The sequence below is a fragment of the Klebsiella oxytoca NBRC 105695 genome, from assembly GCF_001598695.1.
GTDB lineage: Bacteria > Pseudomonadota > Gammaproteobacteria > Enterobacterales > Enterobacteriaceae > Klebsiella > Klebsiella oxytoca.
Map to the genome: position 1 here is coordinate 298,881 of NZ_BCZK01000005.1, position 20,013 is coordinate 318,893.

Genomic DNA, 20,013 nt, shown 5'->3' on the forward strand with positions numbered 1-20,013 from the left:
TACCGTCTGGCAAATTAAGGGAGTCATTATGTTTGATCTGGATAACATCGCAGCAGAAGAGACCGCGGTAAACGACCTCGAAGAGGTGGTGATGGGGCTGATTATCAACTCCGGACAAGCGCGTAGTCTGGCTTATGCCGCGCTGAAGCAGGCAAAGCAGGGAGATTTTGCGGCGGCTAAAACCATGATGGAACAGTCGCGCATGGCGCTGAGCGAAGCGCATCTGGTGCAGACCCAGCTGATTGAGAGCGATGAGGGAGAAGGCAAAATGAAGGTGAGCCTGGTGCTGGTGCATGCGCAGGATCATCTGATGACCTCAATGCTGGCACGTGAGCTGGTTGCCGAATTGATTGAGCTGCACGAGAAGGTACAATAGGTCATCGACACGATGAGGCAACCAAAGATGATGACCACTGAAATCAGTACCGCCCGGGAGCAACAACTCTTTAACGGCAAAAACTTTCATGTGGTCATCTATAACAAAACGGAGAGCGTAAGCGGACTTCACCAGCATGATTATTACGAGTACACCATCGTTTTAACCGGGCGCTATTATCAGGTTATTAATGGCAAGCGGGTGCTGCTGGAGCGCGGGGATTTCGTTTTTATCCCAATGGGGTCGCACCACCAAAGCTTTTATGAATTTGGCGCGACGCGCATTCTGAACGTTGGTATCAGCAAAAGTTTCTTTGAAAAACACTATCTGCCGCTGCTGCCGTTTGGTCTGGTTGCTTCTCAGGTCTATGCCGTTAAAAGTACTTTTCTCAGTTATATTGAGTCGGTTATTGCATCACTGAATTTTCGCGAAACTGAATTTGACGAATTTATCGAGCTGGTCTCCTTTTATACTCTGAATCGGCTCCGACATTATCGTGAAGAGCCTGCGGAAGACGTTATTCCGCAATGGCTGAAAAATACCGTGGAGGGGATGCACGATAAGCTTAAGTTTGGCGAGGGGGCGCTGGAGAATATGGTTGAACTTTCCGGGAAAACCCAGGAGTACTTAACTCGGGCAACCCAGCGTTATTACGCCAAAACGCCGATGCAGATGATTAACGATATTCGCATCAACTTCGCAAAAAAACAGTTAGAGATAACCAACTACTCGGTGACCGATATTGCCTATGAGTCGGGGTACAGTAGCCCAAGTTTGTTTATTAAAACATTCAAGAAGCTGACTTCTTTTACCCCCAGCAGCTATCGGAAACACCTCACCAGTATTAATTAACCGGGCGCGGAATAGTCCGCGCGGTCTAAATATTCAAATTAACTGTCCGTATTTACACGGAGAGCGGGTGTCGCATACGCGTTATCCGCAAGGGAGAAAAAGATGAGCCAGAAATTGAAGGTAGTGACTATCGGCGGCGGCAGCAGCTATACCCCGGAATTACTGGAAGGGTTCCTGAAGCGTTATCATGAACTGCCGATTAGCGAACTGTGGCTGGTGGACGTCGCGGAAGGGCAGGAAAAGCTCGATATTATCCATGCGCTGTGCCAGCGCATGGTGGAAAAAGCCGGCGTGCCGATGAAAGTCTACAAGACCCTCGATCGCCGCGCGGCGCTGGAAGGCGCAGATTTCGTAACGACCCAGCTGCGCGTTGGCCAGCTCAAGGCCCGCGAGAAGGACGAGCGTATCCCGCTGAGCCACGGCTATTTAGGCCAGGAAACCAACGGCGCGGGCGGACTGTTTAAAGGTTTGCGCACTATTCCGGTCATTTTTGACATTGTGAAAGATGTGCAGGAAGTCTGTCCGAATGCCTGGGTCATTAACTTTACCAATCCGGCGGGGATGGTCACCGAAGCGGTTTATCGTCATACCGGCTTCAAGCGTTTTATCGGCGTGTGCAATATTCCGATTGGCATGAAGATGTTTATCACCGACGTTCTGCAGCTGAGCCCGAGCGATGAGCTCAATATCGATCTGTTTGGCCTGAACCATCTGGTATTTGTGCGCGATGTACTGGTTAACGGCGTTTCACGCTTTGACGAGCTGCTGGACGGCGTGGCATCGGGTCGATTGAGCGCTAACTCGGTGAAAAATATTTTTGATTTACCCTTTAGCGAAGGACTGCTTCGTTCGCTGCGCCTGATCCCTTGTTCCTATCTGCTCTACTACTTTAAGCCAAAAGAGATGCTGGCGATTGAAATGGGCGAATACTACAAAGGCGGCGCGCGCGCGCAGGTGGTGCAGAAGGTTGAGAAACAGCTATTTGAGCTGTACAAAGATCCGGATCTGAACGTTAAGCCGAAAGAACTGGAACAGCGCGGTGGGGCGTATTATTCCGACGCGGCCTGTGAAGTGATTAACGCCATTTATAATGACAAGCAGGCCGAGCATTACGTGAACGTGCCGCATCATGGTCACGTTGATAACATCCCGGCAGACTGGGCGGTCGAGATGACCTGTACGCTGGGCCGCGACGGCGCGAAACCAACGCCGCGCATCACGCATTTCGATGAGAAAGTGTTGGGGCTGATTTACACCATTAAAGGTTTTGAAGTTGCGGCCAGCGAAGCGGCTATCAGCGGTAAACTGGATGATGTGCTGCTGGCGCTTAATCTGAGCCCGCTGATCCACTCCGATCGCGATGCTGAAAAGCTGGCGCGGGAGATGATCCTCGCGCACGAGCAGTGGCTGCCAAACTTTGCGGCGACTATCGAAAAACTGAAACAGTAACGGGAGCGGCTAATGGAACGCGTGTTAATCGTCAATGCCGATGATTTTGGCCTCAGCAGGGGGCAAAACTACGGCATTATCGAAGCTTGCAAGAACGGTGTGGTCACCTCCACGACGGCGCTGGTCAACGGCGCGGCGATTAGCCACGCTGCCCAGCTTAGCCGCTGCGTCCCGGAGCTGGCGGTTGGGATGCACTTTGTCCTGACGCTGGGCGAGCCGCTGGCGGCGATGCCGGGGCTAACCCGCGAAGGGCGCTTTGGAAAGTGGATTTGGCAGATGGCGGAAGAGGGCAGCCTGCCGCTGGACGACATCGCCCACGAACTGGAGCGTCAGTATCAGCGTTTTGTCGAGCTGTTTGGCCATGAACCGACGCATATCGACAGCCATCATCATGTCCATATGATCGCGCAGATCTACCCCATCGTCGCGGCGTTTGCCCGCGAGAAGGGCGTGGCGCTGCGGATCGACCGCCAGCTAGCGACGCTGTCAGGCCTGGCGCAGGATGCCGCGCGCAGTAGTGATGGATTTGCCAGCGAGTTCTACGGGGAAGGGGTTTCGGAAGCGCTGTTTCTGCAAACCCTGGATGCCTCTGTCCAGCGCGAGGAAAAATCGCTGGAGGTGATGTGTCACCCGGCGTTCGTGGATAACACGATAATGGGCAGCGCCTACTGCTATCCGCGACTGACCGAACTGGATGTGCTGACCGCCGGGTCGCTGAAGTATGCGATTGCCGAGCGCGGCTACCGGCTTGGAACCTACCGCGATGTATAAAGGGAAGTGAGAAGCCCGGCATCTCTGCCGGGCTTTTTTTACGCCGGGATCGCGGCGATTTTAGCGCTTCTCGACCACACCCGATGCGCCGCCATCAGGGTGATCAGTTCATCCATTGATTGGCTATCAATGGCATCGGTCTCAACAATGCCTTCTTCGCCCTGAGCGGCAACCTGCAGCGGCGCTTTGCACTGCCGTGCATCGCCTGCCAGCAGAATCGGCTTCAGGTGTTTGTATGCTTCCAGCAGGTAATAGTTGAAATCACCGTTGCTGCTCAGACTTTGCAGATCGCCGCCGGGAACGATGACTGCATCCACGGTCAGCGATGGCGACCCGGCAAAGGTTCCGGCTACCGGGAGCTCGGTGCCATCATCGGCCTGCACTTTCCCCATTCGTGAATAGAGTAATTTGGCATGTACCCCGTGCGCTTTCAGCGACTTGAGCAAAGTCAGCAGCTCTTTGGCAACCGGACGATCGTTAAGCAGTACCGCCACCACCCGGCCTTTCACGTCGCCGCTGGGAATGGCGTACAGGCTTAGCGTCGGATCCTTTTTCAGGCCGTTGACATCCGGCGGCGGCGTAATGCTGCGCTGTTCGTCCGTGAGCTCAATACCCAGGTTTTTACCTACGGCCTGAGCCAGCTGCAGGTCGATATGCGCCAGCTGATCGACCACCCGCTCGCGGATCCACTCTCTGACAACCTTGCTCAGCTCGAAGCTGAATCCGTCGATAATATGCTGCTGCTCAATTGGCGTCTGGCTACGCCAGAATAGCAGGGGTTGAGAGTAATACTCGCCAAAGGAAGGGCTACGCTGGCGAATTTTTTCTCCGTCAATCCGCTCGGCATAGGATTCGAAGCCGCCGCGTTTAGCGGCCGGCGGCGTCTCCCGCGGCCAGTTGTTATTGATGGAGTTAGGTTCATAGTTTGCCGGGTTGGTATCAATATCCATCCGGTGCATGCCGTCGCGCTGGAAATTATGATACGGGCAGGTGGGTTTATTAATCGGAATTTCATGGAAATTCGGCCCGCCGAGGCGGCTAATCTGCGTATCGGTATAGGAGAAGAGTCGGCCCTGCAGCAGCGGGTCGTTGCTGAAGTCTATTCCTGGAACGATATGCCCGGGATGGAAGGCCGCCTGTTCGTTTTCGGCAAAGAAGTTATCCGGGTTGCGATTAAGGACCATCTTACCGACGCGCTGCACCGGAACCAACGCTTCCGGGATGAGCTTGGTGGGATCCAGCAGATCGAAATCAAAAGCAAATTCATCCTCTTCCGGGATCAGCTGTAATCCCAGCTCGTACTCAGGATAATCTCCGGCTTCAATCGATTCCCATAAGTCACGACGATGGAAATCGGGGTCGCGGCCGGTCAGCTTTTGCGACTCATCCCACACCAGAGAGGCCTTACCCGCGACCGGCTTCCAGTGGAAGCGTACGAAGGTCGCTTTACCTTCCGCGTTAATCAGGCGGAAGGTGTGGATGCCAAACCCTTCCATGGTACGGTAGCTGCGGGGTAGCCCGCGGTCCGACATCGCCCACATGACGTTATGCAGCGTTTCAGGCTGCAGCGAGACGTAATCCCAGAAGGTATCGTGCGCGCTTTGCCCCTGCGGGACGGCCCAGTGCGGTTCCGGTTTCACCGCATGGACAAAATCGGGAAACTTGATCGCATCCTGGATAAAAAAGATCGGCGTGTTGTTGCCGACCAGGTCAAAGATGCCCTCGTCGGTATAAAACTTGGTGGCAAAACCACGGATGTCGCGCACCGTATCGGCGGAGCCAGCGCCGCCCTGAACGGTGGAAAAACGGACGAATACCGGCGTTTTTTTCTGCGGGTCGCAGAGGAAAGCCGCTTTGGTGATGTCGCTTAAATCGCTGTACGCCTGGAAATAGCCGTGCGCAGCGGAGCCGCGGGCATGAACGATGCGCTCGGGAATACGTTCATGGTCAAAATGGGTTATTTTTTCACGCAGGATAAAATCTTCCAGCAGCGTGGGGCCGCGTTGACCCGCGCGCAGCGAGTTCTGGTCGTCAGCGATGCGTAGACCCTGATTGGTTGTAAGCGCAGCATTCTCACCGCCTTTACGCTGTTTCTCGAGGGCATCGAGCTTTTCGCTGGTCGTATCCGGGGCCTTCATGCTACCCGGCGCCGTCGGCTCTTCGCCCGGCGCGGTCGGGTGCGGCGTGGGCTGCCAATCCTGATCTTCTGGCGCTAATGCGCCCAGGCCAGGTTTTGCCGCCCGGTCATCATGCACCGGTGATTGATGGGATTTCGGGTTATGGGGTTTATCAGACATTGCACGCTCCTGCTTTCATTACTGAAAATGGTCTTTGCTAAACCAAAACCCTTCTAATTGTAGAACATCATTTCAAGAATATATTTTTATAAGAGTTTTGCTACTAAAGGACCGCAAGCAGGGGGCGACGAAAGCGGGCGTTTTCGGCTATGATAGGGGTTTCTGTTTACCGCCGTATTTAGTGAATTTATTTGTCATGAAACCACTTCGCCAACAAAATCGTCAGGTCATTAGCTACGTGCCTCGAGTGGAGCCTGCGCCGCCGGAACACGCCGTCAAAATGGATGGTTTTCGCGACGTTTGGGTTCTGCGGGGTAAATACGTCGCCTTTGTGCTGATCGACGAACGTTTCCGTCGCTCCCCGCCGTTTAACGTGCCGGAAGCGGCGCAGCGCTGGGCGACGCAAATGAGGCAGGAAGGTGAAATCGACGCCTGAATGAGCCGGGACAATAAAAAACCGCTGAAAATTCAGCGGTTTTTAGTTTCTGACTACGCGAAGGGCATATCGACTTAGCGGTGTGCCAGCTCCGCATCGTCATCGCTATCGAGAATAGCTTTATCGGTTTGGCGCAGCCACTGGCTGGTCAGGGTACCGGCGGTCATTGAGCCGCTAACGTTCAGCGCCGTACGGCCCATATCAATCAGCGGTTCAACCGAGATTAACAGCGCCACCAGCGTGACCGGCAGCCCCATCGCCGGTAAGACGATCAGCGCGGCAAACGTCGCGCCTCCGCCCACGCCTGCGACGCCGGCGGAACTGACGGTGACGATGCCAACCAGGGTAGCAATCCACAGCGGATCGAGCGGGTTAATACCGACCGTCGGTGCGACCATCACCGCCAGCATCGCCGGATAGAGTCCCGCACAGCCGTTCTGTCCGATGGTAGCGCCGAACGATGCTGAGAAGCTGGCAATGGATTCCGGCACGCCCAGACGACGGGTTTGCGCTTCCACGTTCAGCGGAATAGACGCCGCGCTGGAGCGGCTGGTGAAGGCGAAGGTCAGAACCGGCCAGACTTTGCGGAAGTATTTCAGAGGGCTCACGCCGTTGACCGCCAGCAGCAGGCCGTGCACCACGAACATGATGCCCAGACCAATATAGGAGGCGATAACGAAGCTGCCGAGCTTGATAATGTCCTGCAGGTTAGAGCCCGCAACCACTTTGGTCATCAGCGCCAGTACGCCGTACGGCGTTAACTGCATGACCAGACGCACCAGCTTCATCACCCAGCTCTGCAGCGTATCGATAGCGGTCAGCACGCGCTGGCCTTTGGCGACATCGTCTTTCAGCAGCTTCAGCGCCGCGACGCCGAGGAATGCAGCGAAGATTACCACGCTGATAATCGACGTCGGGTTCGCGCCGGTCAGATCGGCGAACGGATTTTTCGGCACAAAGGAGAGGATCAGCTGCGGGACGCTCAGGTCGGCGACTTTACCGGCATAATTACTCTGAATGGCGTTGAGGCGTGCGGTTTCCGCGCTGCCCTGGACCAGGCCTTCGGCTGTCAGGCCAAACATGTTAGTCACCAGCACCCCGACCAGCGCCGCAATCAGCGTAGTAAAGAGCAGGGTACCGATACTGAGGAAGCTGATTTTACCCAGCTGCGAAGCGTTATGCAGGCGGGCCACCGCGCTCAGAATCGAGGCGAAAACCAGCGGCATGACGATCATTTGCAGCAGTTGAACGTAGCCGTTACCGACGATATTAAACCACTGGATAGAGTCCTTCAGTACCGGGCTGTCGGAGCCATAGATTAGCTGTAACGCCAGGCCAAAAATAACGCCGATAACCAGACCGACCAGCACTTTTTTAGCGAGGCTCCACTGTTTATGGCGGGTTTGGGCCAGCGCCAACAGTAAAACCGCGAACACAACTACGTTCGCTATTAATGGAAAGTTCATCCCCGTTCTCCTGATATCTTTTATCACCAGGTTGGTCAATAACCAACTCTTATGACGGCAAGGGTAGCAGAAGGCGTAATCCGTACCTTATATTCAAATGGAATTGATTATAACTATTTGAATAATTCGCTGCTTTATCGTCCAGTCTGGTGACTAATAAAGCGATGAAAGGTAGTTTGCAGTGAATTTATCATCTCAGATGACCAGCGAACGGCGCTGTTTTCGGCAACGTTTTGCGGCATCCACACGGCGTAGATGAACAGCGCCATGCACAGCGCGCGCTCCAGTTGATTACCTTTTCGCGGCGCAAGAATAGGGAAGCGAAAGCGCCAGCGGCAGGGCCAGAGCAGCGGAACCCCGGCAGGGGTAAGCATGTCGGCAAGAATATGGCTGAGGTAGCCCAGCACCAGGCCCTGAACCGCATCCGCCGGGACGATCCAGCTATCCGGAACCTTCAACGAGAAAATCGCCACCGCGCCAAAGACCACCAGCAGGCTATGGGTGAAGCCGCGATGGCCGAAGGCGCGGGCAATCGGTTTTGATATCCAGCTTAATCGTTGCCCGAGAAACGACTTGGGGTGATCGATATCCGGCAGCAGACAGGTCAGGATGGCGGACGGAACGATATGCCACCAGTCACCCTGGGCCAGCACGGGGGTTAATTCCGCATTTTTCGCAAATACCGCACAGGCAATAGAAAAGAGGAGGTGGCCTTCCGCCGTCATGATAAACACCCTAAACTGTCAATTCATACAGTATAGGGTTTTTATACAGTGTGCGGAAGAGGTGACGGTGTAACTCTTTGTCACAAGACCATCAGCGTGCCAGCCAGCCGCCGTCCACCGCCAGGGTATAGCCGTTAATGTAATCCGCCGCCTGGGAAGCAAGAAAGACCACCGGTCCCTGCAGGTCTTCCGGAACACCCCAGCGTGCGGCCGGGATACGGTCGAGGATCTCTTTGCTGCGTTCGGCATCGTCGCGCAGCTGCTGGGTATTATTGGTAGCCATATAGCCCGGCGCGATGGCGTTAACGTTAATACGATGTTCCGCCCATTCGTTGGCCATCAGGCGGGTAATGCCCAGCACGCCGCTTTTGGAGGCGGTGTATGACGGGACCCGAATACCGCCCTGAAATGAGAGCATTGAGGCGATATTAATAATTTTTCCGCCGTCGCCCTGCGCGATGAACTGTCTGGCGACCGCCTGAGACAGAAAGAAAACGGATTTCAGATTCAGGTTAAGCACGTCGTCCCAGTCCTTTTCGCTAAAGGTTAGCGCATCGGCGCGGCGTATGGTTCCGGCATTATTCACCAGAATGTCAACCCGGCCCATGGCGGCCACGGCCTGAGTAACAATGGCTGCGATCTGATCCTGACGGCTCAGATCGGCCTGAATAGCGGTAAAGCGTCGGCCCAGCGCCTGAACCTTCTCTGCGGTTTCGTGAGGGATCCGGCGATTCACGCCGACGATATCGCACCCGGCCTGCGCAAGGCCCAACGTCATTCCCTGGCCCAGTCCGGTATCACAACCCGTCACGATAGCGACCTTGCCCGTAAGGTCAAAGGCGTTCAGTACCATATGCACCCCTGTATGCTGATTTTATGCGTCAAATAACGCCGTTGGGACAAGCATAGAGGGCGGGAGAAGAAAAGACAAATAAAAATGAAACGCTGTTTTAATTTTGTGATGATGGGGCGATGCCGCAACCCCATCATCAGCGATGCCTTTAGCCGAGCAGGTCGCTCAGGGTCAAAGATTCAAGGGTGGCAAGCTTGACGTCGGCCAGCACGAAGCGCGGGTCATGGCTATTTTCCGCTTCCGGTACGACGACAGAGCGCATCCGCGCCGCTTTGCTGGCAATCATCCCGTTGACCGAGTCTTCCAGCGCCACGCAGTTCATCGGGCTGACGCCGAGACTGGCGGCGCAGTTCAGATAGACCTGCGGGTGCGGTTTGCTGTACGGCAGCATTTCGGCGGAAGCGAGGGCGTCAAACTGGTCGCGTAGTTCAAACATGGCGAGGACTTTTTCCAGCATTCGCAGCGGCGATGCCGACGCCAGGCCAATTTTCAGTCCCTGTGCTTTACACATCGCCACCGCTTCCCGCGCCCCCGGCAGCAGCGGACGCGCCTCTTCCACCAGTTGGATAGCGCGATTGATGATCCGCGTGGTGACCTCCGCGCGGTCCGGGCCCTGCCACGGCTGTTGGGCAAACCACAGGTCGACGACTAAATCGATGCGCAGCCCGAGAATATCCGGCATTTCATTGCGGCGACGAATATCCACCCCAAGGCTGGCCATTACCTCCAGCTCTGCTTTGTCCCATAGCGGCTCGGAGTCAATCAGTAATCCATCCATATCAAAAATCGCGGCGTGAATCTGGCGCCTGGCTGACATAAGTCCCTCTCCTGTAGCGTAAGTAGATAACGAATCGGCACTCATGGTATATCATACCGCGCATTATTGGGCGAAATTCGCCGACGAAGGTAGACTAAGAGTGGATAGGCGTCTTAACAAGGGGAATCCATGACGTATCAACAAGCTGGACGCATTGCAGTACTTAAACGAATTCTGGGATGGGTGGTATTTATCCCGGCGGTTATCTCGACGCTGATCTCCGTGCTGAAGTTTATGTACGAGCACAGCGAGAAAAAACCGGGCATCGACGCGGTGATGATGGACTTTGCTCATGTGATGATCGAGATGATGCGCTTTAACACGCCGTTCCTCAATTTCTTCTGGTACAACTCGCCGCTGCCGGATTTTAAGCACGGCATGAATATCGGTTTCTGGATCATCTATATTCTGGTGTTCGTCGGCATGGCGCTACAGGCTTCCGGGGCGCGGATGGGGCGCCAGGCGAAGTTTCTGCGCGAAGGCGTTGAGGATCAGCTGATTCTGGAACAGGCTAAAGGAACGGAAGGGCTGACGCGCGAACAAATTTCCGCACGGGTTGTGGTGCCGCGCCACACCATCCTGGTGCAGTATTTTCCGCTGTACGTCCTGCCGGTAATTATTATTGTGCTGGGCTACTTCTTCTTTTCTTTACTCGGTTTTCTGTAAACAATCGGCCCGGATGCCCCGGGCCGGCTGAATCACAGAGTCGGCAGTGCGCGCGGTTTTCCCTGATTATCCACCGCGACGTAGATAAACAGCGCTTCGGTGGCTTTGTAGCGCTGGCCGATGGGCTCAGACGACACTTTCTTAACCCACACTTCCATATTGATAGTTATCGACGTATTGCCGCGCTTCACGCAGTTGGCGTAGCAGCACACGACGTCGCCGACCGCCACCGGGCGCAAAAAGGTCATGCCGTCGACGCGCACGGTCACGACGCGACCGTGGGCAATTTCTTTGGCCATAATGGCCCCGCCAATATCCATTTGCGACATCAGCCAGCCGCCGAAAATATCGCCGTTTGCGTTGGTGTCCGCCGGCATCGCCAGGGTGCGTAAAACCAATTCGCCCTTCGGCGCAAGATCTGTTGTTGTCATTCTCTACTCTGTACTGGTCAAAGACGATCAGGCGGATGCTACTATGAAAATGAGGTTGAGAGAATAGGGGAATACGCCCGCTATAGCGGGCGCGAGGGGGTTAGAAAGAGAGCGTGACGCCAGCGTAATAGGCGCGACCCGGTTCGTTATAGGTCGAAGCGCCTTCGTTTTCCCGATAAATTTGCTTATCGAAGAGGTTACTGATCCCGGCATTCAGCCGCAGGTCTTTGGTTAGCTGATAGTTGCCGCCGACGCCGACGACAGAATACGCGCCGACTTCGTTGGTGGCCAGCACCCCGTTTTCGTTACGAATTTCCGCGTATTCGCGCGGTTTCTGTCGACCGTACAGGGTCCAGTTGACGTTAGCAGAGAACTTGCTGGTCACCTGCCAGTCGAGCAGGGTATTGATGGTGTATTTCGGAATAACGGACAGCGGGTTGCCGGTATCTTTGTTTTCCGATTTGATCATATAAGTGGCGTTGGTGCGCCAGCTGAGCGTATCGGCAATGAGCGGAACCAGCAGCGTGCCTTCAAGGCCTTCGACGACCGCTTTCCCGCCGTTCTCCCACTGCAGGATATTCGCTCCGCTGGCGGTATTACCCAGCACCTCGGTGCCGGAGACGATCTTGTTTTTGTAGTCGTTGCGGAACCAGGTGATGCCGGCGTTATAACCGTTGAGGTTAAACTCAAGGCCGAGCTCTTTGTTGACGCTGATTTCCGGGTCGAGATCCGGGTTACCTAAAAGATAGCAATTGCCTTCCGCAATACTTATCGGGCAGCCGTTTCCGCGCGTAGAGAGCAGGTAGCCTTCGCTTGACTGATACAGGTTCGGCGCCTTGAATACGCGGGCAATGCCCGCCTTAACCTTAAACATATCGCCCAGATCCTGTGACAGATTCAGGCTCGGGCTCCAGTTACTGCCGAAGTCGTTATGATAGTCGAAACGCAGGCCGGGGATAATATTGGTTCCCGGCATCGCTTCGATATTGTCTTCCAGATAAATACCGGTCAGCGTGGCGCTGTTTTTAGGGCTGCGTTGCGAAGGATCGCCGGACATCCCTGGCAGCGTGTCCGTCGTTGTGGTGGCCTGCATCGAAGCCGGATCGTTCAGTTCATCGCGGTTCCACTCCATCCCCACAGTCAGGGTCTGTTCTGTGAGCCAGTTAAAGGGAAGATTCACTTCAGCGGTTGAGCGCCAAGACTCCAGGCGGCTGGTGTCGTAGACATCGCTATTGATCATCCCTTCTACGCGACCGGTGGTGCCCTCCTGCAGACGGGTATTGTTGGTTTTTTCGTAGTAGACGCCCGCTTTCGACTGGCCCCAGTCCCAGATCCCGTTGTAGGTCAGGCCCCAGGTCTGCCGGTAAAGCCGGTTGGTTTCCTGACCGTACAGCGTATCCACCAGGCCATTTGGGCTCATATTACTGTTGCTGTATTGCGTATCGCCGGCATAGATATTGCCCTGACGGCTGTAGGCGTAGCTGAAGTCGAGGATCTGCTGCGGGGTGACTTTCCACGACAGCAGGGCGTTAATATCTTTGTTGCGCACGCCTTCGCGGCCCGCCGCATAAGAGCCATTTTGCGCGCGGTTAATATCCCAGGCATCGGGTTCCGTTTTGTTAATGTTGCCATACAAACGCATGGTCAGGGCATCCCCGGCCAGCGGTCCGTTGAGGCTGAAGTTAGCCCGGTTAGTGGCGCCTTCTTTGTTATTTTCCGGCTGATTGGTATAGAGCGAGAGCGATCCGTGCCAGTCGTTGGTGGGGCGTTTGGTGATAATATTGACGACCCCACCCGCAGCGCCAGAACCGTAGCGCGCAGCGGCGGGTCCGCGCAGAACTTCAATGCGTTCCACCATTTCCGGCGGTACCCAATTGCTGTCGCCTCGGGTATCACGCTCGCCGCGCCAGCTATAGCGTACGGAGTTGCGGGAAGTGACGGGCACGCCGTCAATAAGAATCAACGTGTTTTCCGGCCCCATCCCGCGAATGTCGATCTGCCGGTTGTTGCCGCGGCTGCCGCTGGCGCTGTTGCCGGTCAGGTTTACGCCGGGCATTTTACGGATGATTTCTGACAGATCATTAACCGGAGGGTCCTTAGCAATATCTTCAGCGGTAATGATCGAGACGCCCGGCTGCTGCTTCAGCGCCTCTTCGGCGGTTCCGTGAACCACCATGGTCTCCGTATCCTGTTCCACCTCTTCGGCGAAGACCCCTGGGCTGAGTAAGCCTGCAATGGCCAGGGCCAGGGGCGTTGCTATGTGATTTTTCTGCGTTCTCATTATAAATATCCATATCAAATCATGAAAAATTGAGATCGAGAATATCAATGATAATTATTATCATTTCAATAAAGTGAAGATAATCTCCATCAAATCCTCACAATTGCCGCAACTTTCCGGTATGTGACAGACATCATGGAGAAACCGGCGGGGCTTACCCTCACCGGCTTCCAGGTGCGATTGTCAGGAGGCGGGCGTCTCTTTGTCGGCCTTTTGTCGGCTTTTTTGAGACTGGTACCACTCCGGGAATTCTGACAGCCTGATGCCAGTTGGCACATCGCTCTGTTTTCGGCAGGCTATACGCTGCGAACGATAAATACCGCTATAGCCTGAGACCAGCCAGGCCACCACGCAGGCCAGCGCGGCGTAAATACCGATTTCAGAACCAAACAGCTCAATCGCCATCAGCGTTGAGGCAACAGGCGTATTCGCCGCCCCGGCAAAGACGGCGACAAAACCTATTCCGGCCAGAAAGCCGAGCGGCATATGCAGCAGCGGCGCCAGCGCATTGCCCAGCGTCGCACCGACATAAAACAGCGGAGTGACTTCACCACCTTTAAATCCGCTACCTAAAGAGACGGCGGTGAAGAGCAGTTTGCCTAAGCTATCCCACGGTGCCAGCGGTTGCTGGAAAGCGTCCACTATCACCGATATGCCCAGGCCAATATAGCGCTCTCCGTGCAGCAGCCAGACCGCGCAGGCAATCGCCAGTCCGCCAATAAACGGCCGCAGCGGCGCGTAGTGAATCCGTTTTTTCATCAACGCGCCGATTGCCTGCGTGCTGTCGGCAAAAATGCGCGCCGCGAGGCCAAAGCAGCAGCCGGCGATAATGATTGCCAGCAGCGTCCAGAGCGTTAGCGTGGGAAAGCTGGCAATAAAGTAGTGCGTATGCTGCACGCCCCACATGATGCCGACTCGATCGGCAATAATTGCGGAAAACAGGCAAGGAAGAATGGCGTTGTAGTTTATCCGTCCGATAGCCAGAACTTCGAGCCCGAAGAGCGCTCCGGCGAGCGGGGTACCGAAAACCGAAGAGAAACCGGCGCTGATCCCGGCCATCAGCACCATTGACCGTGCATCGTGGTTAAGACGGAAAATGGCCGTGAAGCGATCGGCGATCGAGGCCCCCATCTGTACCGCCGTGCCTTCACGCCCGACGGAGGCGCCAAACAGATGAGAAACAACGGTGCCGAAAAATACCAGCGGCGCCATCCGTAGGGGAATGATGCATTTAGGGTCATGGATCTCTTCCAGAATCAGGTTGTTGCCTGCCTCCACGCAGGTACCGTAGCGCAGATAGATCCAGCCGACGGCAAATCCGGCAAACGGCAGGAGCCAGATAAGCCAGCGGTGAGCTTCCCGCGTTGCCGTAGCCCACTCCAGTGAGAAAAGAAAAAATGCCGAGGCCGTGCCCGCCAGCACCGCAATGATAAAAGCGAGGAGCAGCCATTTCCCGAGGAATAAAAGCAAAGAGAGTGATGAAAAGCGGTATGCGCGCATCGTCGGATCCTTAGAAGATGAATCTTCCCGGACGCGGTGCCAGCCATTCAGATAGGCCTGCCCATTCCCGGTCCGGGAATAAAAAGCAGGCATCATTAGCCACATGGCGGTTCAAGGAGGAATGCCATCTCCTGTGAGAAATATCTTACATTACGAATCGATTCAGCTGAAGTGGTTTATACAAGGGGGAAACGAATAACACGGCGCGTCGGGCGGCGCACCGTGGGGGAAAGGTTAATGGTTGTCGTCCTGCGGCATATGGCGATAAATATACACACCGCTCAGCAGGGTGAATACCAGCGTCAGAGCGGTCAGGCCGAAGACCTTGAAGTTGACCCAGATATTCTGCGGCAGCCAGAAAGCGATATAGATATTTGCCAGCCCGCAAAGGATGAAAAACACCGCCCAGGCCAGATTGAGACGTGACCACACCTGCTGCGGCAGCGTCAGCTCTTTACCCAGCATACGCTGGATCAATGGCTTCTTCATCACCCACTGGCTGAACAGCAGGGCGCTGGCGAACAGGACGTAGATAACCGTCACTTTCCACTTAATAAATTCGTCGTTGTGGAAAAAGATGGTTAAGCCGCCGAATACGGCGACCAGCACGAAGGTAATTAACGCCATTTTTTCGACTTTGCGATAGCGTACCCAGCTGTAAATCAGCACGATAGCGGTGGCGATAATCAGCGCGGTCGTCGCGGCGTAGATATCATAAAGCTTGTAGAATGCGAAGAAGACTACCAGCGGTAAAAAATCCAGAAACTGCTTCATACATCGATTCCGTCGTTCAGGTAGGGGCAGGTTGCGCCGCCCCGGGTTAAGTTAGTTACGAATGAGCATATACAAGCGGAATAAATAGATCAGCAACAATGCGGAGATCAGATTGCTGAGGGTATTTATTACCACCGCGCCAACGTTTGGCGTCAGGACCGCGAAGCTGGATGCAAACAGCAGAAGCAGCGTTTTCGCCAGCAGCCAGCCGATAATTGCCGGCGCCACCAGGCGTACGTTGGCCCAGGCCAGGCGCATACTGCTACGCATGGCGCTGAAAATACCAACTTTATCCTGTACCAGCATGATCGGCGCGAAAGAGAGCACAATGGCGAGCAGGACGCCCGGCACCACCACCAGCATCATCCCCATCTGCACAACAAACGTCGTCAGCAGGATCAGCAGCAGCAGCTTTGGCAGCACCGGCGCGGAAGCGCCGATCGCACGCAGGGCGCTGACTCTCTGGCCGGCGGAGACCATCTGGATCATCAGCAGAACGCCGCCGGCAAGAATGGCGTTGCCAACCAGCCCGGAGAAGGTCGAGGCTGCGGACGCGCGCAGCAGAATTTGCTGCTGCTCCGGCGTCATGCTCTGAACCAGTTCGAACAGCCCGCCGCTGCCCGCCAGGCTATCGCCCTGACTCAGAATCGACAGCTGCTCTTCACTGGGTGAAAAGGCATGGCCAAGTACTACCGTAATGAACGCGCATAACAGCGCAATCAGCAGGATAGTAACGAACTGATTGCGGAAAAAGTTCCCGGTGTCACGGTAGACGGACTTCGCCGTGATAGACATGCATTCTCCTTGAGTATTGCAGGTATTAACTAGCCGGCGATTGTACCGCAAATCGCGGCTGGGTAGCAGTCTCTGCTCCTGTGCGCTAAGTATATCTTTGTAAATAGAAGGGGAAATCGGTGATGACCTCTGTTGAGAAGCGACAAGGGAGAACTTGATACATCTCGTTTATCACTGATTGCATTGAGAAAGTGAAAATTAATCTGGATCAATAAATGTTAAATTTGCCCACTTAATGTGATCTATGTTGGATCAAACATAACTCATTATGGGTATATTCTTGCGCTGAATAACCATAATGAGGAAGTGGGTATGAAAAAGTTAGCAGCGGCGGTTGTTATTCTGGGCACGCTTTCCACCGGTAGCGTCTGGGCGCATGAAGCTGGGGAATTCTTTATCCGTGCGGGTTCGGCTACGGTCAGACCATCAGAAGGCGCGGGCGGAACGTTAGGCAGTCTGGGGGGCTTTAACGTTAGCAATAATACTCAACTGGGCCTGACGTTCACCTATATGGCGACGGACAACATCGGCGTAGAGCTGCTGGCCGCCACGCCGTTCCGCCACAAAGTCGGAACGGCGGCAACCGGCAATATTGCGACCGTTCATCATTTACCACCGACGCTAATGGCACAGTGGTACTTTGGCGACGCCAGCAGCAAGCTGCGTCCGTATATTGGCGCAGGTATCAACTACACGACTTTCTTTGACGAAAGCGTGAACGATACGGGTAAAAAGACGGGCATTTCTGACCTGAGCCTGAAAGACTCCTGGGGAGCCGCGGGGCAGGTGGGGATGGACTATCTGATTAACCGCGACTGGCTGATTAACATGTCGGTGTGGTACATGGATATCGACACCACCGCCAACTATAAGCTGGCGGGCGCGCAGCAGCACGACAGTATTCGCCTGGATCCGTGGGTGTTTATGTTCTCTGCGGGTTATCGGTTCTAAACTCTTGCTCAAAGCTGGTCGTCATGACCAGCTTTGTTTCTCGTTCGCGCAAAGCGTTGTCGCCAACGATGATGTGGTATTTGTTTTTGCTCTTTGCAAAACGGCTTGACCGGCCGCTACTCATTACCCCATTTATTCAGGAATACCGCGATATCATCGATCCGCTGTTCATCAATCCCCGCCTGTATGGCCATCTCTCCCTGCGCCTCCTCGCTGATTTCCTCGTTATTCATCAGCCGCGTAATCAGCAGTTGAAAATAGCGCGCCAGGGGCTCACGTTCTGACTCGCTGACGGGCTCGGCGGACTCCGTCGAATACTCATCCGCAATGTCGTAAAATTTCAGTGGTACTTCTTCGTGCATAAATCGCTCCCGGGATAGAGGTTGTGCCTGCGTTTACTGCATTGAATACTATCATTCCTGTAGGGCTTTATCTCGGGAGCGCGCTGAAAAAAGACTGTATAGCCGGCACCGGGCCTGGCCGGCCTGTGACGGCAGGCGTAGCGGTATTGACGATCTCTTATTAGTGGCTACAGGTTTTGCAAAGATCCCTCAGATGAGTGGATAGCTAAGAAATAAATTGTTTTCTTTTATTCAATACATGCATGAATTTATTAAGATCCTGAGTGCCTTTTATTTTAAAATCATGCATAACGTTTTTTTTATGCGAGTACACGGTTTTATAGTTGACTTTTAACTCACGGGCTATTTGCATTTGGTTCAATCCAAGACTGAGAGCATGTATTACTTTTGACTGCGCATGGGTTATTGATTTACATGGGCAGTTGATACAAAGATTTACCTTTGGTGCAATATCTTCATATCCTCTTAATAAAAATAAATTTATATGAATGTATATTTTCCCCGTAATCACAGGAATTGAATCGGATTTGTATAAAAATAAACAATCTTTTGTGCAGTTAGGAATTTCACTTTTGGAGGATACGCTTTTTTTCTCTTGAAGAATAAATAGCAAGCTTTTTTCTTTTTTATATTTCAACTCATCATGGCACAAAAAGATCTCTCCAGGTTCCATTTCGGTGAATATGATATGTGCTTGTGCAATGTTGCTTTGAGTGTACTTATCTTCAAAGATAACGTTTTCGTCTGTGGTGATGGACTCCATAACCATTTGTTTTATAGCGTGTTTTGAGTAGACGTTTTTGGTATTGATCAAAATATTAAGCATACATAGATTCACATAGTTATTAATATATGCACTCTGATTTAAAAGAATGCCGGTAAAAATATAGCTGTTAAAAAAGTGAGCTTAATAGTCGCGATCTGCTTTTAAAGTTTAAAATAAGATATTGTAGGTCTGCAAAAAAAGCAACATTTGTCTGCAAAATGAGATTTGAGATATTTTTCTAAGAAAAATATTATTTTTCATATAGCTGGGGTTTACAGGCTCCATTTTTGTGAATGTGCTCCGCGATAAATTTTTATTATGCACAAAAAGCTTAGTGTCAATACTTAATTACTGGTAAAATACCAACGGGCTAAAATTTGATATGGATGTCATTTACCGCAATGAAAGAAAATGTTTTTAATGAAATAGTTGAATGGATTGAGTCTCGCCTGACAATAAATCCATCGGTCGAAGATATCGCCCGTGGCGTGGGATATTCGCGGCGTTCAGTTTATAATATATTCCATGAATATGCCGGACTGCCTGTCGGCAAATATATCAGAATGCGCCGCATGACGCTTGCTGCCGGTAAACTCAGGCTGACTCACCAACCTATTTCATCTATTGCCTGCTCACTGCATTTTGACTCTCATCAAACCTTTTCTCGCGAGTTTAAAAAAGCCTTTGGTCGCTGCCCCAGCCAGTATCGACATTCAGCATACTGGGATATGTCGGCGCTCTATCAGAAGGTGGGGCCGCAGGGCGACAGACTGCCTGTACCCTGGCTTTGTTTTCTCGAAGAGCAAACCTTTTCTGGATATGGCTTCACCTATACGCTCTCCCTGGCCGAGGGTATCTGCGCCAGGAAAAATGTCACCAGGCGGAAAATCGCGGCGGAAATGCCGGGCGGCGAGCGAGACATCTATATCCTCTCTGAATTCTCACCTGCCGCCGATAATCTCTATAAAGTGACCATCGGCAGTTTTATTGGTGCACCAGTAAGCTCACGGGAACGCCCTTTCCGCGAGATAAGGGTCGCTAAGCGGGGTTTATACCTGGGCATGGAATTTAGCGGTAGCTGGGAGGATTATGTTTTACTGTCAAATAATGTTTATATGAAACATCTTCCTGAGCTCGGGCTGTATCGCCGCGAGGGCTACGATATCGAACGTTTTGTTCAGCCGCAAAACGTGACGTCAGGAAACGATCGGCCTTATTACACCATCCAGTATTTTGTCCCGGTGGCCTATCTTTAGCGATTGGCTCACGCTCTCTGCCGCCACTAGTGGTGCCCGCAAGGTATGACCCAGTCAGACCCTGCATTGACACGAGAGACCACAGCTATCCACATTCGTACAGAGTTGGAGGGTAGGCTGACAGCTTTCCTGGTAATAGGTGTTTCGGATCGCGGCTGGAGGCCGCGTCCGGCGCGCTATCGGGAGGGA

20 protein-coding genes and 1 riboswitch are annotated in these 20,013 nt (G+C 53.5%); of the genes, 8 read left to right on the forward strand and 12 right to left on the reverse strand.

What is annotated here, in order from left to right:
• The first annotated feature begins 28 nt into the window (after positions 1–28).
• From chbA to chbG, 4 genes are all read left to right on the forward strand, one after another.
• The gene (chbA, locus tag KO1_RS11315) at positions 29–376 is read left to right on the forward strand and encodes a PTS N,N'-diacetylchitobiose transporter subunit IIA (RefSeq protein ID WP_004101342.1); all 348 of its coding nucleotides are present in this window, start codon (positions 29–31) and stop codon (positions 374–376) included.
• 12 nt (positions 377–388) lie between these two features.
• Positions 389–1,228 (forward strand): transcriptional regulator ChbR, encoded by an 840-nt coding sequence (gene chbR, locus KO1_RS11320; protein ID WP_071530309.1) that lies wholly within the window; start codon positions 389–391, stop codon positions 1,226–1,228.
• A 102-nt stretch (positions 1,229–1,330) separates the two neighbouring features.
• Complete coding sequence (locus KO1_RS11325) at positions 1,331–2,677, forward strand: 6-phospho-beta-glucosidase (protein ID WP_004101344.1); 1,347 nt, start codon at positions 1,331–1,333, stop codon at positions 2,675–2,677.
• A 12-nt stretch (positions 2,678–2,689) separates the two neighbouring features.
• Entirely contained in the window at positions 2,690–3,448 is a 759-nt protein-coding gene (gene chbG / locus KO1_RS11330; RefSeq protein ID WP_016808508.1) for a chitin disaccharide deacetylase, read from the forward strand.
• 38 nt (positions 3,449–3,486) lie between these two features.
• Here the strand turns inward: chbG and katE are convergent, their stop codons facing one another.
• A complete protein-coding gene (katE, locus tag KO1_RS11335) occupies positions 3,487–5,745 on the reverse strand; it encodes a catalase HPII (RefSeq protein ID WP_016808509.1) in 2,259 nt (752 codons plus the stop codon).
• Positions 5,746–5,941: 196 nt separating this feature from the next.
• Between katE and cedA the strand changes: the two genes are divergently transcribed.
• Positions 5,942–6,181, forward strand: coding sequence for a cell division activator CedA (gene cedA / locus KO1_RS11340; protein ID WP_024274048.1), 240 nt, complete (start codon positions 5,942–5,944; stop codon positions 6,179–6,181).
• Between the two features lie 74 nt (positions 6,182–6,255).
• Here cedA and KO1_RS11345 read toward each other — a convergent pair whose 3' ends face one another.
• From KO1_RS11345 to hxpB, 4 genes are all read right to left on the reverse strand, one after another.
• Positions 6,256–7,647: an L-cystine transporter gene (locus KO1_RS11345; RefSeq protein WP_004112384.1), complete on the reverse strand. Its 1,392-nt coding sequence runs from the start codon at positions 7,645–7,647 to the stop codon at positions 6,256–6,258.
• 134 nt (positions 7,648–7,781) lie between these two features.
• Positions 7,782–8,372: a metal-dependent hydrolase gene (locus tag KO1_RS11350; RefSeq protein ID WP_004101351.1), complete on the reverse strand. Its 591-nt coding sequence runs from the start codon at positions 8,370–8,372 to the stop codon at positions 7,782–7,784.
• Positions 8,373–8,463: 91 nt separating this feature from the next.
• Positions 8,464–9,225, reverse strand: coding sequence for a 2-dehydro-3-deoxy-D-gluconate 5-dehydrogenase KduD (kduD, locus tag KO1_RS11355; RefSeq protein ID WP_004112387.1), 762 nt, complete (start codon positions 9,223–9,225; stop codon positions 8,464–8,466).
• 148 nt (positions 9,226–9,373) lie between these two features.
• Positions 9,374–10,042 (reverse strand): hexitol phosphatase HxpB, encoded by a 669-nt coding sequence (gene hxpB, locus KO1_RS11360; protein WP_004112390.1) that lies wholly within the window; start codon positions 10,040–10,042, stop codon positions 9,374–9,376.
• 129 nt (positions 10,043–10,171) lie between these two features.
• Here hxpB and KO1_RS11365 point away from each other — a divergent pair, with 129 nt between their 5' ends.
• A complete protein-coding gene (locus KO1_RS11365) occupies positions 10,172–10,708 on the forward strand; it encodes a YniB family protein (protein WP_004112393.1) in 537 nt (178 codons plus the stop codon).
• 32 nt (positions 10,709–10,740) lie between these two features.
• Here the strand turns inward: KO1_RS11365 and yciA are convergent, their stop codons facing one another.
• The 5 genes from yciA to KO1_RS11390 form a co-directional block, all read right to left on the reverse strand.
• A complete protein-coding gene (gene yciA / locus KO1_RS11370; RefSeq protein WP_004101357.1) occupies positions 10,741–11,139 on the reverse strand; it encodes an acyl-CoA thioester hydrolase YciA in 399 nt (132 codons plus the stop codon).
• 100 nt (positions 11,140–11,239) lie between these two features.
• Positions 11,240–13,420 carry a TonB-dependent siderophore receptor gene (locus tag KO1_RS11375; RefSeq protein ID WP_023329577.1) on the reverse strand — a complete coding sequence of 727 codons (2,181 nt, stop codon included), beginning with the start codon at positions 13,418–13,420 and terminating at the stop codon, positions 11,240–11,242.
• A 183-nt stretch (positions 13,421–13,603) separates the two neighbouring features.
• Positions 13,604–14,920, reverse strand: a complete 1,317-nt coding sequence (locus tag KO1_RS11380) for a voltage-gated chloride channel family protein (protein WP_064406932.1) — start codon at positions 14,918–14,920, stop codon at positions 13,604–13,606.
• A gap of 79 nt (positions 14,921–14,999) precedes the next feature.
• Positions 15,000–15,061: riboswitch (Fluoride riboswitch) on the reverse strand.
• A 93-nt stretch (positions 15,062–15,154) separates the two neighbouring features.
• Entirely contained in the window at positions 15,155–15,694 is a 540-nt protein-coding gene (locus tag KO1_RS11385; protein WP_004101360.1) for a septation protein A, read from the reverse strand.
• 51 nt (positions 15,695–15,745) lie between these two features.
• The gene (locus KO1_RS11390; RefSeq protein ID WP_004101361.1) at positions 15,746–16,489 is read right to left on the reverse strand and encodes a YciC family protein; all 744 of its coding nucleotides are present in this window, start codon (positions 16,487–16,489) and stop codon (positions 15,746–15,748) included.
• A gap of 312 nt (positions 16,490–16,801) precedes the next feature.
• Between KO1_RS11390 and ompW the strand changes: the two genes are divergently transcribed.
• Positions 16,802–17,440, forward strand: coding sequence for an outer membrane protein OmpW (ompW, locus tag KO1_RS11395; RefSeq protein ID WP_004101362.1), 639 nt, complete (start codon positions 16,802–16,804; stop codon positions 17,438–17,440).
• A 116-nt stretch (positions 17,441–17,556) separates the two neighbouring features.
• Here ompW and KO1_RS11400 read toward each other — a convergent pair whose 3' ends face one another.
• Entirely contained in the window at positions 17,557–17,802 is a 246-nt protein-coding gene (locus KO1_RS11400; RefSeq protein WP_004101363.1) for a YmjA family protein, read from the reverse strand.
• Between the two features lie 205 nt (positions 17,803–18,007).
• Positions 18,008–18,628 carry a helix-turn-helix transcriptional regulator gene (locus KO1_RS11405; RefSeq protein ID WP_004101364.1) on the reverse strand — a complete coding sequence of 207 codons (621 nt, stop codon included), beginning with the start codon at positions 18,626–18,628 and terminating at the stop codon, positions 18,008–18,010.
• A 341-nt stretch (positions 18,629–18,969) separates the two neighbouring features.
• On the opposite strand from KO1_RS11405, the gene KO1_RS11410 reads away from it, so the two are divergent.
• A complete protein-coding gene (locus KO1_RS11410; RefSeq protein WP_004101365.1) occupies positions 18,970–19,824 on the forward strand; it encodes a helix-turn-helix domain-containing protein in 855 nt (284 codons plus the stop codon).
• Positions 19,825–20,013: the final 189 nt, after the last annotated feature.